The following is an 18511-nucleotide window of genomic DNA, read 5'->3' on the forward strand; positions in this document are numbered from 1 at the left end:
TTGCCTAGGCGCAGTTTACTCAGCCCGGGCGGGCAAACCAACGCCCCGCTTGATTGCTGACCCGGCCAGCGAGCTCCAGTTCGGTGAGCTGCGCCAGTACCTCTGCCAGCGGCTGCTCACTGCAATGGGCCAGGCTTTCGGTGGTCTGCGGTGCAGCGTGCAGCAGCGCCAGCAGTGGGTGCTCGAAGGTGTCTGCAGCTGCCGGAGGCAGGTTCTGCCAGCCTTGCAGGGTTTCGAGTATCTGCTCGACGCTTTCGACAAGCAGGGCGCCGTCGCGGATCAGCTGGTGACAGCCCTTGGCGCCGGGGTGATGAATGGAGCCGGGAATCGCATAGACCTCACGGCCCTGCTCGGCGGCGAGCCGGGCCGTGATCAATGAGCCACTGGCCAGGCTGGCCTCGACCACCAGCACGCCCAACGAAAGACCGCTGATGATGCGGTTGCGCCGGGGAAAGTTACCAGGCAGCGGCCCGGCGTCGAGCGGGTACTCCGACACCAGTGCACTGCCGTTGTCGATCATCGCCTGGGCCAACGCCTTGTGCCGCTGTGGATAAAGTTTTTCAAGCCCTGTGCCCAGTACGCCTATCGTGGCCCCGCCAGCCTGCAGCGCAGCACGGTGAGCGGCACCATCGATGCCTACCGCCAGGCCGCTGGTGACGACGAAACCTGCCTGGGCAAGATACCTGGCAAACGCGCCAGCCGTGTCCACCGCCGGCGGCGTTGCGCGGCGGCTGCCCACGATCGCCAGCTGTGGACGGCTGAGCAGCGATGCGTTCCCCGCCACGAACAGCAGCGGCGGTGCATCGTCGATTTCGGCGAGCAGCGCAGGGTAGTCTGGGCTGTCCCACATCAGCAATTGCTGGCCCGGACGCTCTAGCCAGCGCATTGCAGCACTGGCCGCATCCCGCACTTGAGGGCTGCGCCTTGCATCGATACTGGCATGGGGAATGCCCAGTGCGCGCCAGGCAGAACCGGGGGCACTGAGCGCCGATGAGGCACTTCCAAAGGCCTGGATCAGGGTAGAAAAGCGGCGCAAGCCGGTCTCGGGAAGGCAATGCAGGCGCAACCGCGCCTCCAGTTCTGCAGGCGGGCAAGTAGATAAGGAGCAATCAGACATCGGCAATCATCCTTGATGCGAAACGGTTGATTCAGGCTGCGCAACCTGTGGATAACTCTGTGAGTAACACTTTGAAAAGCTGTCCATTGGCTGGGGGCTATCACGCCAATAGTCACCCTAGACGAGGTTGCCAGGTGCCGAAGTCCGCGTTTCCCTTTATTATGTGTGTTCAGTTTTCAACCAAACGCACAGTGACTGCCTGACCTTATGGCCATTTTGAACATTCTCGAATTCCCGGACCCGCGCCTGCGCACCATCGCCAAACCGGTGACGGCGTTCGACGACGCCCTGCGCCAGCTGATCGACGACATGTTTGAAACCATGTACGAAGCCCCTGGCATCGGCCTGGCTGCGACCCAGGTCAACGTGCACCAGCAAGTCGTGGTGATGGACCTCAGCGAAGACCGCAGCGAACCTCGCGTCTTCATCAACCCGTCGGTCGAGGAACTGACCGATGACATGGGCCAGTACCAGGAAGGTTGCCTGTCAGTGCCGGGCTTCTACGAGAACGTCGATCGGCCCCTGCGCGTGAGGGTCAAGGCCCAGGATCGTGACGGCACACCGTTCGAGCTGGAATGCGAAGGCCTGCTGGCGGTGTGCGTGCAGCACGAGTTCGATCACCTCAATGGCAAGCTGTTCGTCGACTACCTGTCACAGCTCAAGCGGGATCGAATCAAGAAGAAGCTGGAAAAACAGCACCGCCAGCAAGCCTGATTCCCACCTTCCAGAAGGCTTGCTCCGGCAAGCCTTTTTCTTTTTGCAGCGAGAACACCATGCGCATCGTCTTTGCAGGCACTCCCGAGTTTGCCGCCGAACACCTCAAGGCCCTGCTCGACAGCCCGTACGAAGTCGTGGCCGTCTACACCCAGCCCGATCGCCCGGCAGGCCGCGGTCAGAAGCTGATGCCCAGCGCGGTCAAGGCGCTGGCCGTGGCCCATGACATCCCGGTGATGCAGCCGCCAAGCCTGCGCAATGCCGAGGCCCAGGCACAATTGGCAGCCTTGGCACCCGACCTGATGGTCGTGGTTGCCTACGGCCTGATCCTGCCCCAGGCGGTACTGGACATCCCGCGCCTTGGCTGCATCAACAGCCATGCGTCCCTGCTGCCACGCTGGCGCGGGGCGGCCCCGATTCAGCGGGCAGTGCAGGCGGGCGATGCCGAAAGCGGCGTGACCGTCATGCGCATGGAAGCGGGCCTGGACACCGGCCCCATGCTGCTCAAGGTCGTCACCCCGATCGGCGCCATTGATACCGGCGGCAGCCTGCACGATCGCCTGGCGCAAATGGGGCCGGCGGCCGTCATCCAGGCCATCGCCGGGCTGGCCGATGGCACCTTGCACGGCGAGACGCAGAACGACGCCCTGGCTACCTATGCGCACAAGCTGAACAAGGACGAAGCGCGTCTGGACTGGTCCCTGCCAGCGGAACAGCTGGAGCGCCTGATTCGGGCATTCAACCCTTGGCCGATTTGCCACAGCACGCTCGACGGGGAAACCGTGAAGGTGCTGGGTGCGTGCCTGGCCGCAGGGCAGGGCGCACCTGGTGAAATCCTGGCGGCAAGCAAAGACGGCCTGGTGGTTGCTTGCGGCGAGCAGGCGCTCAGCCTGACCCGCCTGCAATTGCCGGGTGGCAAAGCCATGGCCTTCGCTGACCTGTTCAACAGCCGCAAAGAGAAATTCACGCCAGGCAAGGTGCTCGGCCAATGAACCCACGCCTGGCTGCCGCCCGTGCCCTTGCCGCTGTGCTCAGCGGCAAGGCCTCTCTCAACAGCTCCCTGCCCGCGCAACTGGACAAGGTCGAGGACCGTGACCGCGGGCTGACCCAAGACCTGGCCTTTGGTACCGCCCGTTGGCAGCCGCGCCTGGACCTGCTGGCAGCGCAGCTGTTGCAAAAGCCCTTCAAGGCCGCCGATGCCGATGTGCAGGCGTTGTTGCTGATTGGCTTGTACCAGTTGTTCTATACCCGCATCCCGGCTCATGCCGCCATTGGTGAAACCGTGGGTTGCGCCGACAAGCTGAAAAAACCCTGGGCCAAGGGGCTGCTGAACGCGGTGCTGCGCCGTGCACAGCGCGACGGCGAAGCCATGCTGGCCGACATGGAGCGCGACCCGGTAGTGCGCACCGCCCATCCACGCTGGCTGCAAAAGGCGCTCAAGGCCTTCTGGCCGGATCAGTGGGAAGCCATCTGCGCCGCCAACAATGCGCACCCGCCGATGATCCTGCGCGTCAACCGCCGCCATCACAGCCGCGACGGCTACCTTAAGCTGCTCGCCGATGCAGGCGTCCAGGCCCACGCCTGCGCGTATAGCCGTGACGGTATCGTGCTGGCCGAGCCGCGGGATGTTCGTGGCCTCCCAGGCTTTGCCGAGGGCTGGATCAGCGTCCAGGACGAAGCCGCGCAACTGGCCGCCGACCTGCTGGAGCTGGCGCCCGGTCAACGCGTGCTCGACGCATGCTGCGCCCCGGGAGGCAAGACCTGCCATGTGCTGGAGGCCGAAGCCGGGCTCTCTCACGTGGTGGCCATCGACCTTGAAGCCAAGCGCCTGGTGCGCGTGCGCGAAAACCTCGACCGCCTGAGGCTCGACGCCGAACTGATCGCCTGCGATGCCCGCGACACGGCCAGCTGGTGGGACGGCAAACCGTTCCAGCGCATCCTGCTGGACGCGCCTTGCTCGGCCACTGGCGTCATCCGTCGTCATCCAGACATCAAGCTCACCCGCCAGGCCGAAGACATCGCGCCGCTGGCGGCCTTGCAGGGCGAGTTGCTCGATGCCCTGTGGCCGACACTGGAAGTGGGCGGCATGCTGCTGTACGCCACCTGCTCCAGCCTGCCGACCGAAAATACCGAGGTGATCGGCGCGTTCCTGGCGCGCACGCCAGGCGCACGCGAGCTGGACCTGGCCACCGAAGCGGGCCTGCGCCAGACGCATGGGCGCCAGTTGTTGGCCCAGGAAGGCGGCCACGACGGTTTCTACTATGCCAAGCTGATCAAGATTGCCGCCTCGCGCGGTTGAGCATACTGGGGAGTAGCGGATGAAGATCATCATCCTGGGCGCCGGCCAGGTGGGCGGAACGCTTGCAGAGCACCTGGCCAGCGAGGCCAACGACATCACCGTGGTCGACACCGATGGCGACCGCCTGCGCGACCTGGGTGATCGCCTGGATATCCGCACCGTGCAGGGGCGTGGGTCGCTGCCTACGGTGTTGCGACAGGCAGGCGCCGAGGACGCCGACATGCTGGTTGCCGTCACCAACAGCGACGAGACCAACATGGTCGCGTGCCAGGTGGCCTACTCGCTGTTCCACACACCGACAAAAATCGCCCGGGTGCGCGAGTCGGCCTACCTGACCCGCGAAGAACTGTTCGACAACGACCACATCCCGGTCGATGTGCTGATCAGCCCAGAACAGGTCGTCACCCACTACATCAAGCGCCTGATCGAACAGCCCGGTTCGTTGCAGGTCATCGATTTCGCCCAAGGCAAGGCGCAGTTGGTGGCCGTTAAGGCGTACTACGGCGGCCCGCTGGTCGGCCAGCAGCTGCGCCAGATACGCGCGCACATGCCCCATGTGGAAACCCGGGTGGCGGCGATCTTCCGCCGTGACCGCTCGATCACACCGCGCGGTGACACGGTGATCGAGGCCGATGACGAGGTGTTCTTCATCGCCGCCAAAAAGGACATCCGGGCGGTCATGGGCGAGCTGCGCCGCATCGATGAAACCAACAAGCGTGTCGTCATCGCTGGCGGCGGGCAGATAGGCGAGCGCCTGGCCGAAGCTATCGAAAGCCGCTACCAGGTGAAAATCATCGAGATGAACCCGGCACGCTGCCGCTACCTGTCCGATACGTTGGACAGTACCGTGGTGCTACAGGGCAGCGCATCGGACAAGGACCTGATGCTGGAAGAAAACATCGCCGACACCGATATCTTCCTGGCCCTGACCAACGATGACGAAGCCAACATCATGTCGTCCCTGCTGGCCAAGCGCCTGGGTGCACGCAAGGTCATGACGATCATCAACAACCCGGCCTATGTAGACCTGGTGCAGGGGGGTGAAATCGACATCGCCATCAGCCCGCAATTGGCCACCATCGGCACCTTGCTGGCGCATGTGCGCCGTGGCGATATCGTGAGCGTGCATTCGCTGCGTCGTGGTGCAGCCGAAGCCATCGAGGCGGTGGCCCACGGTGATGCGAAGTCGAGCAAGGTGGTGGGCAAGGCAATCGAGGACATAACCCTGCCCCCAGGGACGACCATCGGTGCCATCATTCGCCACGACAGTGTGCTCATCGCGCACGACACGACAGTCATCGAATCAGGTGACCATGTGATCCTGTTCGTTGTGGACAAGAAACACATTCGGGATGTGGAGAAGCTGTTCCACGTCGGCTTGAGTTTCTTCTAGGAGGCGGGACATGCGCCAATCGTTGGAAAACATGCTGGCCAAGGGTGTGGATAACCCATTGTTGCGCTTTGGCCTGGGCAAGGCTTGGCTCGACGAAGGCAATGGTGCGCAGGCTGCAGTGCACCTGGCTCGCTGTGTCGAGCAGGACCCCAAGTACTCGGCAGCCTGGAAGCTGTTAGGCAAGGCCTACCAATTGCTGGCGGACCTGCCAGCGGCGCGCAAGGCCTGGGAAGACGGCATCGCGGCGGCGCAGGCCCATGGTGACAAGCAGGCCGAGAAAGAGATGACGGTGTTTCTCAAGAAACTCGACAAACGCTGAGCTCGCTAGCGCCGACGCATCGGCTGCCAGACAGCCGCTGCCGGCGATGCGCGCCTCAATACCAGCGCGCCTCACCTGCCGGACGCTTCTTGAAGCGCTTCATGCTCCACATGTACTGGCTGGGATACTCGCGCACATAGCGCTCGACCACCTTGCTCATCGCGGCCGCCGATTCGTTCACGTCGGTGCTGTACATCGCCTCCGGCGCGGCTTCCAGAAACACCTTGAAGCCTGAGCCATCAGGCAGACGCAGGGCATGCAGGAAAACCCCGACTGCCTTGCCGCCAGCCAGCATGTTCGGCACGAACTTGCTGGTCAGCGCCTCAGTGCCCAGGAAGGGAACGAATACACCCGCCGATTCGGCCGGCTCGGGGTCGGCCGGGATGCCGACCTGGCCACCGCGCCGAACTTCCTTGATCACGCTGAGGATGCCTTCCTTGGTCGAAGGTGCCACGCGGTTGCCCATCTGCACACGCTGCTCGCGCAGCAGGTCGTCCACCGCCTTGAGCTTGGGTGGGCGGTAGAAAATGATCGGCTTGCATTGGTTGCAATAGAAGTGGTTCAGCACTTCCCAATTGCCCAAATGACTGGTGATACCCACAACCCCCTTTCCTGACGCCAGGGCCTGCTCCAGCACCTCCAGCCCATGCACCTCCTTGACCAGTTCCAGCGAACGGTGTGGGGGCCAGATCCAGGCGCAGGCGCTTTCGACGAAGGATTTGCCAATGTCCCGCAGTGCCTGGCCAACCAACTGCTCGCGGGCAACCGGGTCCATCTCGGGGAAGCATTTGGCCAGGTTGATGCGCACCACGTTGCGCGAGCCATTGGGTATTTTCCACATCAGCCAGCCGATGCCGGCCCCGACGCGTTGCACCGCACCCCAAGGCAACTTGGCGAACAGTCGCAGCACCCCGACCATCAGGGCGCCCTTGAACTTTTCCACAGGCGAGTTCCTTATTTCAGCAAGACGGGCATTGTAACCCTTCAGTGGGACAAGGCGGCGTAGCGATCACAGTCGGTGGTGTGGTCCATGACCATGCCGGTCGCCTGCATGAAGGCATAGCAGATGGTCGGGCCGACGAAGGTGAAGCCGGCCTTGCGCAACGCCTTGCTCATGGCTTGGGCTTCTTCGGTCACGGCCGGGACTTCGCTGCGCGTGCTGAAATGGTTGATCTTCGGGGCGCCGCCGACGAACGACCATAACCACTCGGCCGGGTTATCCACAGCCAGCCAGGCCTGGGCGTTGCGTCTGGCAGCCTTGAGCTTGAGCCGATTGCGGATGATGCCGGCATCCTGCATCAACGCCTCGATGCGCTCGTCGCTCATCACCGCGAGTTTCGCAGGATCGAAGCCCTCCAGCACTTCACGGTAGCGCTCGCGCTTGCGCAGCACGGTGATCCAGGAAAGCCCTGCCTGGAACCCTTCGAGCAAAAGCACCTCGAACAGCAACGCCGGGTCACGCTGGGGCGTTCCCCATTCCTGGTCATGGTAGGCCTGGTACAACGGATCGTCGGTACACCAAAAGCAGCGTGGCATAAGGCTCCAATGAGTAGAGGGCGAGGCGAATCAGGTTATACTCCCGCTCTTTACATCCGCATCCCCAGATACAGGTGAATTTCGTGAGCCAGCCTACGCCAGCCGTGCGTACCTTCCAAGACCTGATCCTCGCCCTGCAGAACTACTGGGCCGAGCAAGGTTGTGTGGTGCTTCAGCCCTACGATATGGAAGTAGGCGCCGGCACTTTCCACACCGCTACCTTCCTGCGCGCAGTGGGTCCAGAAACCTGGAACGCCGCCTACGTGCAGCCAAGCCGTCGCCCTGCCGACGGGCGGTATGGCGAAAACCCCAACCGCCTGCAGCATTACTATCAATTCCAGGTGGTGCTCAAGCCCAACCCGGCCAACTTCCAGGAGCTGTACCTCGGCTCGCTGAAGGCCATCGGTCTGGACCCGTTGGTGCACGACATTCGCTTCGTCGAAGACAACTGGGAATCGCCAACCCTCGGCGCTTGGGGCCTGGGCTGGGAAATCTGGCTCAATGGCATGGAGGTGACCCAGTTCACCTACTTCCAGCAGGTCGGTGGTATCGAATGCTACCCGGTGACCGGTGAAATCACCTATGGCCTGGAGCGCCTGGCCATGTATATCCAGGGCGTGGACTCGGTCTACGACTTGGTATGGGCCGATGGTCCGTTCGGCAAGGTCAGCTACGGCGACGTGTTCCACCAGAACGAAGTGGAGCAGTCGACCTACAACTTCGAGCACGCCAACGTCGAGAAACTGTTCGAGCTGTTCGACTTCTACGAAAGCGAAGCCAACCGCCTGATCAAGCTGGATCTGCCATTGCCGACCTATGAAATGGTCCTCAAGGCATCCCATACGTTCAACCTGCTCGATGCCCGTCGCGCCATCTCGGTGACCGAGCGCCAGCGTTACATCCTGCGGGTGCGCACCCTGGCCCGCGACGTGGCGCAAAGCTACCTGCAGGCCCGTGCGCGCATGGGCTTCCCGATGGCGACCCCCGAACTGCGTGACGAAGTGTTGGCTAAGCTGGAGGCTGCACAATGAGTGCTCAAGATTTCCTGGTAGAACTGGGCACCGAAGAGCTGCCACCCAAGGCCCTTGCGACCCTGGGCGACGCGTTCCTGGCCGGTATCGAAAAAGGCCTGCAAGCTGCTGGCCTGAACTACACCGGCAAATCGGTCTACGCCGCGCCGCGTCGCCTGGCGGTGCTGATCCGTCAACTCGATGTGCAGCAGCCTGACCGCAGCATCAACATCGATGGCCCGCCCCTGCAAGCGGCCTTCAACGCAGAAGGCGAGCCGACCCAGGCTGCACTGGGCTTTGCCAAGAAGTGCGGTGTGGAGCTGGCCGACATCGACCGTAGCGGCCCCAAGCTGCGCTTCTCCCAGCACATCCCCGGCAAGGCGACCGCAGGCCTGCTGCCGACCATCGTCGAAGACTCGCTCAACGACCTGCCTATTCCCAAGCGCATGCGCTGGGCGGCAAGCCGTGAAGAGTTCGTGCGTCCGACCCAATGGCTGGTGATGCTGCTGGGCGATCAGGTGGTCGACTGCACCCTGTTGTCCCAGAAAGCCGGCCGCCAATCGCGCGGGCACCGCTTCCACCATCCGGAAAACGTCACCATCAGCGCCCCGGCCAACTATGTTGAAGACATGCGCAAGGCCTACGTGCTGGCCGATTTCAGTGAGCGTCGCGACCTGATCGCCAAACGCACCGCCGAGCTGGCCATGCAGCAGGAAGGCACCGCTATCGTGCCGCCCGCGTTGCTGGACGAGGTGACCGCGCTGGTCGAGTGGCCGGTACCGCTGGTGTGCTCGTTCGAAGAGCGTTTCCTGGAGGTGCCGCAAGAAGCCTTGATCACCACCATGCAGGACAACCAGAAGTACTTCTGCCTGCTCGACAGCGAAGGCAAGCTGCTGCCGCGCTTCATCACCGTGGCCAACGTCGAGAGCCGCGACCCCAAGCAGATCGTGCAGGGTAATGAAAAGGTCGTGCGTCCGCGCCTGACCGACGCCGAGTTCTTCTTCAAGCAGGACAAGAAGCAACCGCTGGAAACCTTCAACGAGCGCTTGAAGAATGTGGTATTCCAGGCCCAGCTGGGTACGGTCTATGACAAGGCCGAGCGGGTATCGAAACTGGCAGCATTCATTGCGCCCTTGATTGGCGGCGATGCTCAACGGGCCGCGCGTGCCGGCTTGCTGTCCAAGTGTGACCTGGCCACGGAAATGGTCGGTGAGTTCCCAGAGATGCAGGGCGTAGCCGGCTACTATTACGCGCTCAACGACGATGAACCGCAGGATGTGGCGCTGGCGCTGAACGAGCAGTACATGCCACGCGGTGCTGGTGCAGAACTGCCTCAGACCTTGACCGGTGCTGCCGTCGCCATCGCCGACAAGCTCGATACCCTGGTGGGTATCTTCGGCATCGGCATGCTGCCAACCGGTAGCAAGGACCCGTACGCCCTGCGCCGCGCCGCACTGGGCGTGCTGCGTATCCTGATCGAGAAGCAGCTGGACCTGGACCTGACCGGTGCCGTGCAGTTCGCGGTCAAGCAATACGGGGCCAAGGTCAAGGCTGCCGGGCTGGCTGACCAGGTGCTGGAGTTCATCTTCGACAGGCTGCGTGCTCGTTACGAAGACGAAGGCATCGACGTCGCCACCTACCTTTCGGTTCGCGCACTTCAGCCGGGTTCTGCACTGGACTTCGATCAGCGCGTTCAGGCTGTGCAGGCCTTCCGCAAGCTGCCCGAAGCCGAGGCACTGGCCGCCGTCAACAAGCGCGTGTCGAACCTGTTGAGCAAGGCAGAAGGCGCCATCGCCGAACAGGTCGAGCCCAAGTACTTCGACAACGCCAACGAGTTCTCGCTGTACTCGGCCATCCAGCAAGCCGATCAGGCTGTGCAACCGATGGCTGCTGCACGCCAGTACAGCGAGTCGCTGGCGCGCCTTGCCGCACTGCGTGACCCGGTCGATGCTTTCTTCGAGGCCGTGATGGTCAATGCCGAGGACGCCAAGGTACGTGCCAACCGATATGCCCTGCTCAGTCGTTTGCGCGGGCTGTTCCTGGGTGTGGCCGACATTTCGCTGCTGGGGTAGGCCTTGAAACTGCTGATTCTCGATCGTGACGGGGTCATCAACCAGGACTCCGACGCCTATATCAAGTCGCTGGATGAATGGGTGCCCATCCCTGGCGCCATCGAGGCGATCGCGCAGTTGAGCAAAGCGGGCTGGACGGTGGCCGTGGCCACCAACCAGTCCGGTATCGCCCGTGGTTATTACCCAATCGCGACGCTCGAGGCCATGCATGCGCGCTTGCGCATGCTGGTGGCCGAGCAGGGCGGTGAGGTGGGGTATATCGTGTATTGCCCGCATGGCCCCGATGAAGGCTGCGACTGCCGCAAGCCCAAGCCGGGCCTGTTGCGGGCCATCGCCGAGCATTACCAGGCAAGCCTTGAGGGCGTCTGGTTCGTGGGCGATAGCCAAAGTGACCTACAGGCTGCGCTGGCCGTCGATGCACAACCTGTTCTGGTAAAGACAGGCAAAGGCGAACGTACCCTTGAGAAGGGCGTTCCGGCCTCAACCCTGATCTATGACGATCTGGCTGCCATCGCCAGAGCACTTATCTAAACGGTGCGCCTTTGGGCGCACTTTTCTAAAAGCGGGCAAGTCCCGCAATGGTACGAACCACTATGTCGATCCTGCAGGCGATCAGAGTCTTTCTTTTTTACCTGCTGCTGGGTACCAGTTCGCTGCTCTGGTGCTCGCTGAGCTTCTTCGTTGCGCCATTTCTGTCGTTCCCCAAGCGCTACAGATTCATCAATGTGTACTGGTGCCGCTGCGCTATTTTCCTGGCACGCGTCATCGTAGGCATCGATTACAAGATTACCGGCGCTGAAAACGTGCCAGCCGAGCCCTGCGTGATCTTGTCGAATCACCAGAGCACCTGGGAGACGTTTTTCCTGTCCCAGTATTTCTCGCCGCTCAGCCAAGTGCTCAAGCGTGAACTGCTGTATGTGCCTTTCTTTGGCTGGGCCATGGCCATGCTGCGCCCCATTGCCATCGACCGCGACAACCCCAAGGAAGCCTTGCGCCAGGTGGCCAAGAAAGGCGATGAACTGCTCAAGCAGAAAACCTGGGTCCTGATTTTCCCGGAGGGCACACGCGTACCTTTTGGCACGGTGGGCAAGTTCTCTCGAGGCGGAACGGCGCTGGCGGTAAACGCTGGGCTACCGGTATTGCCCATTGCCCATAATGCCGGCAAGTACTGGCCGAAGAATGGCTGGGGCAAGCACGCTGGCACCATCGAAGTGGTGATCGGCGAACCCATGTACGCCAACGGCACAGGCCCTCGCGCCATCGCCGAACTCAATGACCGCGCCCAGGCCTGGAACGAAGCCACCCAACGGGCCCTGGGCTCTGTTGCGCAGGTCGAAGAAAGCACGCAGGCCCAGGCCTGAGCCGCTTGTGGATAACGTGTGAGCAAATTATGGATTAGCTGTTGCGAAAATTAGCTAAGCCTATGAATTTGCTGCATATTTGTTCTTTCTTGATTTTTTGGAAAAACGTGCATAAGTTTTTTCAAGGCATAAAAAAACCGGCTTTTAGAGCCGGTTTTTTGTGGCTGCGGTTTAGCGAATCACACCTTGTCGATGTCCACATCCTTGGTCTCTTTGAGACAGAAGATGCCCATTACCAGGCTGATGCCTGTGACCAGTACCGGATACCACAATCCGTAGAAAATATCCCCGGTGTAGACCACCAATGCGAACGATACCGTGGGTAGGAAACCGCCGAACCAGCCATTGCCGATGTGATAGGGCAAGGACATGGAGGTGTACCGGATACGCGTAGGGAACAGCTCGACCATCACGGCAGCCAGCGGTCCATAGGTCATGGTGGCGATCAGGATCATGGCCACGATCAGCACCACCACCATCACGCTGTTGACTTGGGCCGGATCAGCCTTGGCGGGGTACCCTGCCTGCTCGACCGCCGCGCGCATGGCCGCCTCGTCATAGCCATTGATGGTCTTGTCGCCGATGCTCACGACCACGTCGCTGCCGTCAACGCTTACCGAGTTGTAGGGTAAGCCCTGCTTGACCAGGAACGTCTTTACCTTGTCGCAAGGGCTATCGAAGCGGGCTTTGCCCACAGGGTCGAACTGGAAAGTGCAACCTTTCGGGTCAGCGGTGACGACGATGGGTGCCTGGCGGCTGGCGGTGTCGATCTGTGGGTTGGCGTAGAAGCTAAGGGCCTTGAACAAGGGGAAGTAGAGCACCGTGGCCAACAGCAGGCCCAGCATCAATATCGGTTTGCGCCCGATCCGATCGGACAGCCATCCAAAGAACACGAAAAACGGCGCCCCGATCACCACGCTGATGATCAGCAGGGTGTTGGCCTGGGCCGGGTCCATCTTCAACATCTGGGTCATGAAAAACAGCACGTAGAACTGTGCCGTATAGAAGGTGACAGCCTGACCCGCATTGATACTGAACAGCGCCGTGAGCACGACCTTCAGGTTTGGCCAGGACGTAAACGACTCACGGATCGGCGATTTGCTGATCTTGCCCTGCGCCTTCATTTTCACGAAGGCCGGGGACTCGTGCATGCTCATCCGAATCCAGGTCGAGATCCCCAATAGCACGATGGACAGCAGAAACGGCAGCCGCCAGCCCCAGGTTTCGAACTGATCGCCACTCACGTAACGGCTGCCCAGTACCACCAGCAATGACAGCAACAGACCCAAGGTGGCGGTGGACTGAATGAACCCAGTATGGAACCCCCGCTTGCCAGGTGGCGCATGTTCGGCCACGTAGGTGGCTGCACCGCCGTACTCACCGCCCAGCGCCAGGCCTTGCAGCATGCGCAGCACGACCAGGATGATCGGCGCTGCGATGCCGATGCTGGCATAGGTGGGCAAAAGGCCAACGGCGAACGTGGACAGTCCCATCAGCACGATGGTGATAAGAAAGGTGTACTTGCGCCCGATCATGTCCCCCAGGCGGCCGAACACCAGCGCGCCAAACGGTCGCACCAGAAAGCCCGCGGCAAAGGCCATCAGTGCAAAGATGAACGCGGTGGTGTCGTTGACGCCCGCGAAAAACTGCTTGCTGATCACGGCAGCCAGGGCGCCGTAGAGGAAAAAGTCGTACCACTCGAAAACCGTACCGAGCGATGACGCGAAGATGATCTTGCGTTCTTCACGACGACTGGGGCGGCTGGCGGCCGCATCCTGCTCTTGGATGTAATCCGACATCGTTGCTGTCCTCGGCCCGCAGGCCACAGTGATTATTCTTGTTGTTCCACTGCCGACAGCGTCCGACTACGCGCTGTCGTATTGCACACCCGGTCAGGGTGTTGGTACTGCATCCTGGTTGAGGAAGGTCGTAGTGGCTGCTCCTTTCAAAATAAGCTGCGCCGCCTTCTCGGCGATCATCAGGGTAGGTGAACAGGTATTGCCCGACGTGATCTGGGGCATGATCGATGCGTCTGCCACGCGAAGGCCTGGGATGCCATGGACACGAAGCTGGTCATCGACCACATCCATGGGGCCATTGCCCATGCGGCAGGTCCCTACGGGATGGAAGATCGTCGTGCCTATCTTGCCCGCCGCTTCGTGCAGCTGTTCTTCGGTCTGCAGGGCAGGCCCTGGCAGATATTCCTTGGGCGCAAAGGCGGCCAGGGCAGGGGCCTGCACAATGCGCCGGGTGAGACGAATGGCGTCGGCGGCGACGCGCAGGTCCTGGGGGTCGCTGAGGTAATTGGGGTCGATCAAGGGCGCGCTGTGCATGTCTGCACTGCGAATATCGATACGTCCACGGCTCAGTGGCCGCAAATTGCACACCGAAGCCGTGAAGGCTGGAAACTGATGCAACGGCTCGCCAAAACGCTCCAGTGACAGAGGCTGCACGTGGTACTGCAAGTTCGCAGTGGCCTGGTCGGGGCTCGAGCGCACGAAGGCGCCCAGCTGGCTCGGGGCCATGGCCAGCGGACCGCTGCGATCGTACAGGTAGCGCAGGCCCATGCCCATCTTCCCCCACAGGCTATTGGCCATCTGGTTGAGGGTACGTGCGTTGCCGATCTGGTAGATCAGCCGTAGTTGCAAGTGATCCTGCAGGTTGCTACCCACACCCGGCACGGCATGGCGTACCCCGATACCCAGGCCCTCCAGCAACTGCTGTGGACCAATGCCCGAGCGTTGCAGGATGCCGGGCGAGCCTACTGCACCTGCACACAGCACAATCTCTCGTCGCGCCGAGAACTCGTGCCAGCTGCCCTGCCAATAGGCTTTAACTGCGCGGGCACGCGTGTTGCTGAGCAGCACCTGGTCCACCTGCACATCGGTCAGGACACTCAGGTTAGGGCGGTGTTTGATGGGGCGCAGAAAAGCTTTGGATGCGTTCCAGCGAACACCGCTGCGCTGGTTGACCTGAAAATATCCACAGCCTTCGTTGTCACCCGTATTAAAGTCATCGACCTTGGTAACACCCGTCTGCTCGGCTGCATCGCGGAAAGCGTCGAGGATCGGCCAGCTGTAGCGCTGGCGCTCTACACGCCATTCACCGCTACTACCATGGTGTTCGCTGGCACCGCCATGGTGGCTTTCGCTTTGCTTGAACAGCGGCAGCACGTCTTTCCAGGCCCAGCCCCGGTTGCCTAGGCTAGCCCAGTGATCGTAGTCAGCTGCCTGGCCACGCATGTAAATCATGCCATTGATCGAAGAGCACCCGCCCAGGACCTTGCCACGGGGGTAGCCCAGTGAGCGACCTTGCAGCCCAGGCTGGGCCTCGGTCTTGAAGCACCAGTCCGTGCGCGGGTTACCGATGCAGTACAGGTAGCCCACCGGCACGTGAATCCAAGGGTAGTTATCCCGCCCACCGGCTTCGAGCAGCAGCACCCGGCATGACGGGTCGGCAGACAACCGGTTTGCCAGCAAGCAGCCAGCGGGGCCGGCACCCACGATCACATAGTCGTAGGCAGAATCGACTGATGACATAGAGGACCTCAGGGCCTGTTTTTGTTCTTGTCCCCAACCAGCTTAGTGAGTAATTTCGCGGAAGAAACACGCGATTTCGCGCACCCGTTGTGCGTTTAAGCACAGCGATGCCTCGTGGAGCGTCGGCACCTATCACCTGGGTGTTCGATACAGATATGCAAGGACCAGCATGTTCGATTGGAATGATTTGCGGTTTTTCCTGGAGCTGCAACGCAGCGGGCGCTTGTTGACGGCCGCCAAGCGTCTGGAGACGACCCACAGCACCGTTGCGCGTCACATCGAGCGTATCGAGCAGAGCCTGGGCACTGCGTTGTTCGTTCAGCATGCGCAGGGGTATGAGCTGACGCCCTCTGGTCAGGCACTGCTCAAACATGCCGAAGCCATGGAGAACACCGCCTTGCTGGCGCAGGAGGAAATCACCCAGGCCATCACGCCGCTGGGCAAGATCCGCCTTGGCGTTACGGAGGGGATCGGCATCATGTTCTTCACGCCGCGGATGAATGAGCTGTTCGAGCGCTACCCTGGCCTGGAAGTGGAGTTGGTTGCGGTGCCGCGTTTCGTCAGCATCCTCAACCGTGAAGCGGAAATCAGCATTCACCTGGAAAGGCCAAGTGCAGACTTGCTGATCACCCGCAAGCTGACCGACTACCGGCTGGCCCTCTATGCCAGCGCAGCGTACCTGGAGCGTGCCGCGCCATTGCGCAACCGCGAAGACCTGGCGCGCCACAGTTGGATCGGCTACGTGGACGACTTGCTGTTCAGTCAGGAGCTGCTGTTTCTCAACAGCTTCTGCCGATCGCCGAACGTGGTATTTCGCAGTACCAGCGTGATTGCCCAGCAAGCGGCGGCGCGTGCTGGGCTGGGTATCGCCGTGCTACCCAACTACATGGCGCGGCACGACCCAACGCTGGTTAGGGTGCTGCCGGGGGAAACCATCCAGCGCAGTTATTGGATCTGCACCCGGCGCGAACTGCATAAATCCGTGCGCCTGCGCGTGGTATGGGACTACCTGCTGAACCTGTGTGCCGCCGAGCAGGATGCGCTGCTAGCCCCCTAGCGCTCTGCTGATCAACAACGCCGCTGCGGCCCAGCCTGCGATGGCGAACAGTTGTTGCAGGCGGGGGCCCTCCAGCCTTGCCGCCAGTGGCCGAGCCACCAGCAGGCCCAGTACCGCACCTAGCGCAAATGGCGCACCCACCTGCCAGCGCATGCTCCCTGCAAGGGTGGCGGTAGCGACACTGCCCAAGGCGACCAGCGCGATGACTGCCAGGGAAGTAGAGACGATGCTGACCATACGCAAGTTGGTATAGCGCCGCAGGGCAGGGACGATGACAAAGCCGCCGCCCACACCCAGCAGGCCTGACAGCAACCCCGACAGCGCCCCGGTGCCGGCAAGCGCCCGAGCGCACGGAAGCGTCCAGCGTAATCGGCCCTGCAGAGGGTTGAGTACACAGGGCTCGATGAAGCGATGTGCACCTGAGTCTGCACCAATCAATTGCTGACGGGCCTTCAACCAGGTGCGCATGCACGCGTAGATCAGGATGCCAGCAAACATCAGCTGCAGCGGTGCGTTGGGCAAGCGGTGCGCGAGCATCAGCCCCAGGGGCGTGAACACAATGCCCACTGCTGCGATGAACAGGGCCGCACGGTAGCGCACCACGCCCTGGCGCAAGCCCAAGCCGGCACCCACCGCCGCCGACAGCCCCACAGCCAGCAAACCGATCGGAGCGGCCTGCGCCATCGAAAGTCCCAGGCCGAACACCAGCAACGGAACCGCAAGGATGCCGCCACCGGCACCGGTCAGTGCCAAGACCGCGCCGATGATCGTGCCCAGGCCTGTACTGAGCCACGCCTGATCGATCACTGGCCTGCCTCGGTCGCTCTTGCAACCGGCTTGGCCAGCCATTCACGGCCCTTGAGCATGCCTTGCCAGTACAAGGTTGGTAGCAGGCGAGCTTTGAGCAGCCAGGCCAGCCGTGTGGGTTTGCGGCCGTCAAGGAGCCACTGGGGAAAGCTCGGCTTGAGCGCGCCACCATAGCCAAACTCGGCCAGCACGATCTTGCCGCGCTCGACAGTCAGCGGGCAGGAGCCGTAGCCATCATAATGCGCCAAGCCCGTGCGTCGGCCCAGGGCCACCAACACATTGTTGGCCACCACCGGCGCTTGCTTGCGTGCAGCGGCTGCCGTCTTCGCGTTGCTGGCATTGATCACGTCCCCAAGGGCGTGCACATGGGCGAAGGTACGATGGCGCAGGGTCGCGGGATCCACATCCACCCAGCCAGCGCCATCGGCGAGGCAGCTGTGACGAATGAAGTCGGGTGCGACCTGTGGCGGCACCACATGCAGCATGTCGAACGGCTCGGTGCGAAGGTACTGAGTGCCATCCGCAAACGTATGGGCGAACACAGCCTGCTGCTTCGGTCCATCCACCGCGATCAGCCGATGGCCGAAGTTGAGGTCTACCGAGTACTTGTCGATGTACGCCATCAAGGCAGGCACATAGGCCGGCACCCCGAACAAGGCATTGCCGGCATTGAAAAAGCTGGCTTGCACGGTGCCCAGTCGGCCCTGGCGCAGCCAGTGGTCGCACGACAGGTACAGCGCTTTTTGCGGTGCGCCAGCGCATTTGATGGGCATGGGCGGCTGGCAGAACACGGCGCGGCCTTGCTTGAGGCCTTGCACCAACTCCCAGGTATAGGGCGCCAGGTCATAGCGGTAATTGGACGTGACGCCATACTCGCCCAGGGTATCGACCAGCCCATCGATGGCCGCCCAATCCAGCTTCAATCCGGGGCAGACCACCAGCTGCTCATAGGTGAAGGCCCTGCCATCTGCCAGCAGGACCTTGCGACACTGTGCATCGAACCCCTGCACCTGTGACTTGATCCAGCGCACCGCGCGAGGGATGACGGACGACATCGGCCGAGCCGTGCTCGGGGCATCGAAGACCCCGGCACCGACCATGGTCCAGCCGGGTTGGTAGTAATGGACCTCGGCGGGGTCTATCAGGGCGATGTCCAGCGAGCGGTCGCGCTTGAGAAGGCTGGACGCCGTCGCAATGCCGGCAGCACCGGCGCCTATGATGATGATCTGGTGATGAAAGGCTGGGACGGAAGAGGGCACGGCGGGCATGGTTGATCCTGACTGTCTG

17 protein-coding genes are annotated in these 18511 nt (G+C 62.0%); 10 read left to right on the forward strand and 7 right to left on the reverse strand.

Annotated features, from left to right (window positions below; translation table 11 throughout):
* Window positions 1-19: 19 nt before the first annotated feature.
* Entirely contained in the window at window positions 20-1117 is a 1098-nt protein-coding gene (gene dprA / locus FS767_RS00400; protein ID WP_144963796.1) for a DNA-processing protein DprA, read from the reverse strand.
* Between the two features lie 207 nt (window positions 1118-1324).
* Between dprA and def the strand changes: the two genes are divergently transcribed.
* From def to FS767_RS00425, 5 genes are read left to right on the forward strand one after another with little or no spacing between them, the layout of a single operon-like run.
* On the forward strand, window positions 1325-1831 hold the full coding sequence (gene def, locus FS767_RS00405) for a peptide deformylase (RefSeq protein ID WP_023532616.1): 507 nt from the start codon (window positions 1325-1327) through the stop codon (window positions 1829-1831).
* Between the two features lie 59 nt (window positions 1832-1890).
* Window positions 1891-2823, forward strand: a complete 933-nt coding sequence (gene fmt, locus FS767_RS00410; protein ID WP_144963798.1) for a methionyl-tRNA formyltransferase — start codon at window positions 1891-1893, stop codon at window positions 2821-2823.
* Window positions 2820-4130, forward strand: coding sequence for a 16S rRNA (cytosine(967)-C(5))-methyltransferase RsmB (gene rsmB / locus FS767_RS00415; protein WP_144963800.1), 1311 nt, complete (start codon window positions 2820-2822; stop codon window positions 4128-4130). Before fmt ends, rsmB begins: the two co-directional genes overlap by 4 nt.
* A gap of 19 nt (window positions 4131-4149) precedes the next feature.
* Entirely contained in the window at window positions 4150-5523 is a 1374-nt protein-coding gene (gene trkA / locus FS767_RS00420) for a Trk system potassium transporter TrkA (RefSeq protein WP_058602697.1), read from the forward strand.
* 10 nt (window positions 5524-5533) lie between these two features.
* Window positions 5534-5842, forward strand: a complete 309-nt coding sequence (locus FS767_RS00425) for a tetratricopeptide repeat protein (RefSeq protein WP_058602698.1) — start codon at window positions 5534-5536, stop codon at window positions 5840-5842.
* Between the two features lie 55 nt (window positions 5843-5897).
* Here FS767_RS00425 and FS767_RS00430 read toward each other — a convergent pair whose 3' ends face one another.
* Both FS767_RS00430 and FS767_RS00435 read right to left on the reverse strand, forming a co-directional pair.
* Window positions 5898-6785, reverse strand: coding sequence for a lysophospholipid acyltransferase (locus FS767_RS00430; RefSeq protein WP_027913290.1), 888 nt, complete (start codon window positions 6783-6785; stop codon window positions 5898-5900).
* 41 nt (window positions 6786-6826) lie between these two features.
* Window positions 6827-7378: a DNA-3-methyladenine glycosylase I gene (locus FS767_RS00435; RefSeq protein WP_144963802.1), complete on the reverse strand. Its 552-nt coding sequence runs from the start codon at window positions 7376-7378 to the stop codon at window positions 6827-6829.
* Window positions 7379-7461: 83 nt separating this feature from the next.
* Here FS767_RS00435 and glyQ point away from each other — a divergent pair, with 83 nt between their 5' ends.
* From glyQ to FS767_RS00455, 4 genes are read left to right on the forward strand one after another with little or no spacing between them, the layout of a single operon-like run.
* Complete coding sequence (glyQ, locus tag FS767_RS00440) at window positions 7462-8409, forward strand: glycine--tRNA ligase subunit alpha (protein ID WP_144963804.1); 948 nt, start codon at window positions 7462-7464, stop codon at window positions 8407-8409.
* On the forward strand, window positions 8406-10460 hold the full coding sequence (gene glyS, locus FS767_RS00445) for a glycine--tRNA ligase subunit beta (RefSeq protein WP_058602700.1): 2055 nt from the start codon (window positions 8406-8408) through the stop codon (window positions 10458-10460). Before glyQ ends, glyS begins: the two co-directional genes overlap by 4 nt.
* A 3-nt stretch (window positions 10461-10463) precedes the next feature.
* Window positions 10464-10991: a D-glycero-beta-D-manno-heptose 1,7-bisphosphate 7-phosphatase gene (gene gmhB / locus FS767_RS00450; protein ID WP_144963806.1), complete on the forward strand. Its 528-nt coding sequence runs from the start codon at window positions 10464-10466 to the stop codon at window positions 10989-10991.
* 47 nt (window positions 10992-11038) lie between these two features.
* Entirely contained in the window at window positions 11039-11821 is a 783-nt protein-coding gene (locus FS767_RS00455; protein ID WP_144963808.1) for a 1-acyl-sn-glycerol-3-phosphate acyltransferase, read from the forward strand.
* A 179-nt stretch (window positions 11822-12000) separates the two neighbouring features.
* Here the strand turns inward: FS767_RS00455 and FS767_RS00460 are convergent, their stop codons facing one another.
* Complete coding sequence (locus tag FS767_RS00460; protein WP_144963810.1) at window positions 12001-13620, reverse strand: MFS transporter; 1620 nt, start codon at window positions 13618-13620, stop codon at window positions 12001-12003.
* Between the two features lie 93 nt (window positions 13621-13713).
* Window positions 13714-15360, reverse strand: coding sequence for a GMC family oxidoreductase (locus tag FS767_RS00465; protein WP_144963812.1), 1647 nt, complete (start codon window positions 15358-15360; stop codon window positions 13714-13716).
* 169 nt (window positions 15361-15529) lie between these two features.
* Here FS767_RS00465 and FS767_RS00470 point away from each other — a divergent pair, with 169 nt between their 5' ends.
* On the forward strand, window positions 15530-16417 hold the full coding sequence (locus tag FS767_RS00470; RefSeq protein WP_027913298.1) for a LysR family transcriptional regulator: 888 nt from the start codon (window positions 15530-15532) through the stop codon (window positions 16415-16417).
* Here FS767_RS00470 and FS767_RS00475 read toward each other — a convergent pair.
* Both FS767_RS00475 and FS767_RS00480 read right to left on the reverse strand, forming a co-directional pair.
* The gene (locus FS767_RS00475; RefSeq protein ID WP_371921570.1) at window positions 16406-17224 is read right to left on the reverse strand and encodes a sulfite exporter TauE/SafE family protein; all 819 of its coding nucleotides are present in this window, start codon (window positions 17222-17224) and stop codon (window positions 16406-16408) included. The two genes, FS767_RS00470 and FS767_RS00475, sit on opposite strands and share 12 nt — an antisense overlap.
* Window positions 17221-18492, reverse strand: a complete 1272-nt coding sequence (locus tag FS767_RS00480) for an FAD/NAD(P)-binding oxidoreductase (RefSeq protein WP_144963816.1) — start codon at window positions 18490-18492, stop codon at window positions 17221-17223. The genes FS767_RS00475 and FS767_RS00480 overlap by 4 nt, the downstream gene beginning before the upstream one ends.
* Window positions 18493-18511: the final 19 nt, after the last annotated feature.

This window comes from Pseudomonas sp. DE0010, from assembly GCF_007680745.1.
In the GTDB taxonomy this organism is placed as follows: domain Bacteria; phylum Pseudomonadota; class Gammaproteobacteria; order Pseudomonadales; family Pseudomonadaceae; genus Aquipseudomonas; species Aquipseudomonas parafulva_B.

Excerpts from the sequence above, each read along its gene's own strand:
- FS767_RS00470 (WP_027913298.1), top strand. The coding sequence starts at position 15,530 with ATGTTCGATTGGAATGATTTGCGGTTTTTCCTGGAGCTGCAACGCAGC.
- fmt (WP_144963798.1), top strand. The coding sequence starts at position 1,891 with ATGCGCATCGTCTTTGCAGGCACTCCCGAGTTTGCCGCCGAACACCTC.
- glyS (WP_058602700.1), top strand. The coding sequence starts at position 8,406 with ATGAGTGCTCAAGATTTCCTGGTAGAACTGGGCACCGAAGAGCTGCCA.
- FS767_RS00435 (WP_144963802.1), bottom strand. The coding sequence starts at position 7,378 with ATGCCACGCTGCTTTTGGTGTACCGACGATCCGTTGTACCAGGCCTAC.
- trkA (WP_058602697.1), top strand. The coding sequence starts at position 4,150 with ATGAAGATCATCATCCTGGGCGCCGGCCAGGTGGGCGGAACGCTTGCA.
- FS767_RS00460 (WP_144963810.1), bottom strand. The coding sequence starts at position 13,620 with ATGTCGGATTACATCCAAGAGCAGGATGCGGCCGCCAGCCGCCCCAGT.
- FS767_RS00465 (WP_144963812.1), bottom strand. The coding sequence starts at position 15,360 with ATGTCATCAGTCGATTCTGCCTACGACTATGTGATCGTGGGTGCCGGC.
- dprA (WP_144963796.1), bottom strand. The coding sequence starts at position 1,117 with ATGTCTGATTGCTCCTTATCTACTTGCCCGCCTGCAGAACTGGAGGCG.
- FS767_RS00425 (WP_058602698.1), top strand. The coding sequence starts at position 5,534 with ATGCGCCAATCGTTGGAAAACATGCTGGCCAAGGGTGTGGATAACCCA.
- def (WP_023532616.1), top strand. The coding sequence starts at position 1,325 with ATGGCCATTTTGAACATTCTCGAATTCCCGGACCCGCGCCTGCGCACC.
- FS767_RS00455 (WP_144963808.1), top strand. The coding sequence starts at position 11,039 with ATGGTACGAACCACTATGTCGATCCTGCAGGCGATCAGAGTCTTTCTT.
- FS767_RS00480 (WP_144963816.1), bottom strand. The coding sequence starts at position 18,492 with ATGCCCGCCGTGCCCTCTTCCGTCCCAGCCTTTCATCACCAGATCATC.
- rsmB (WP_144963800.1), top strand. The coding sequence starts at position 2,820 with ATGAACCCACGCCTGGCTGCCGCCCGTGCCCTTGCCGCTGTGCTCAGC.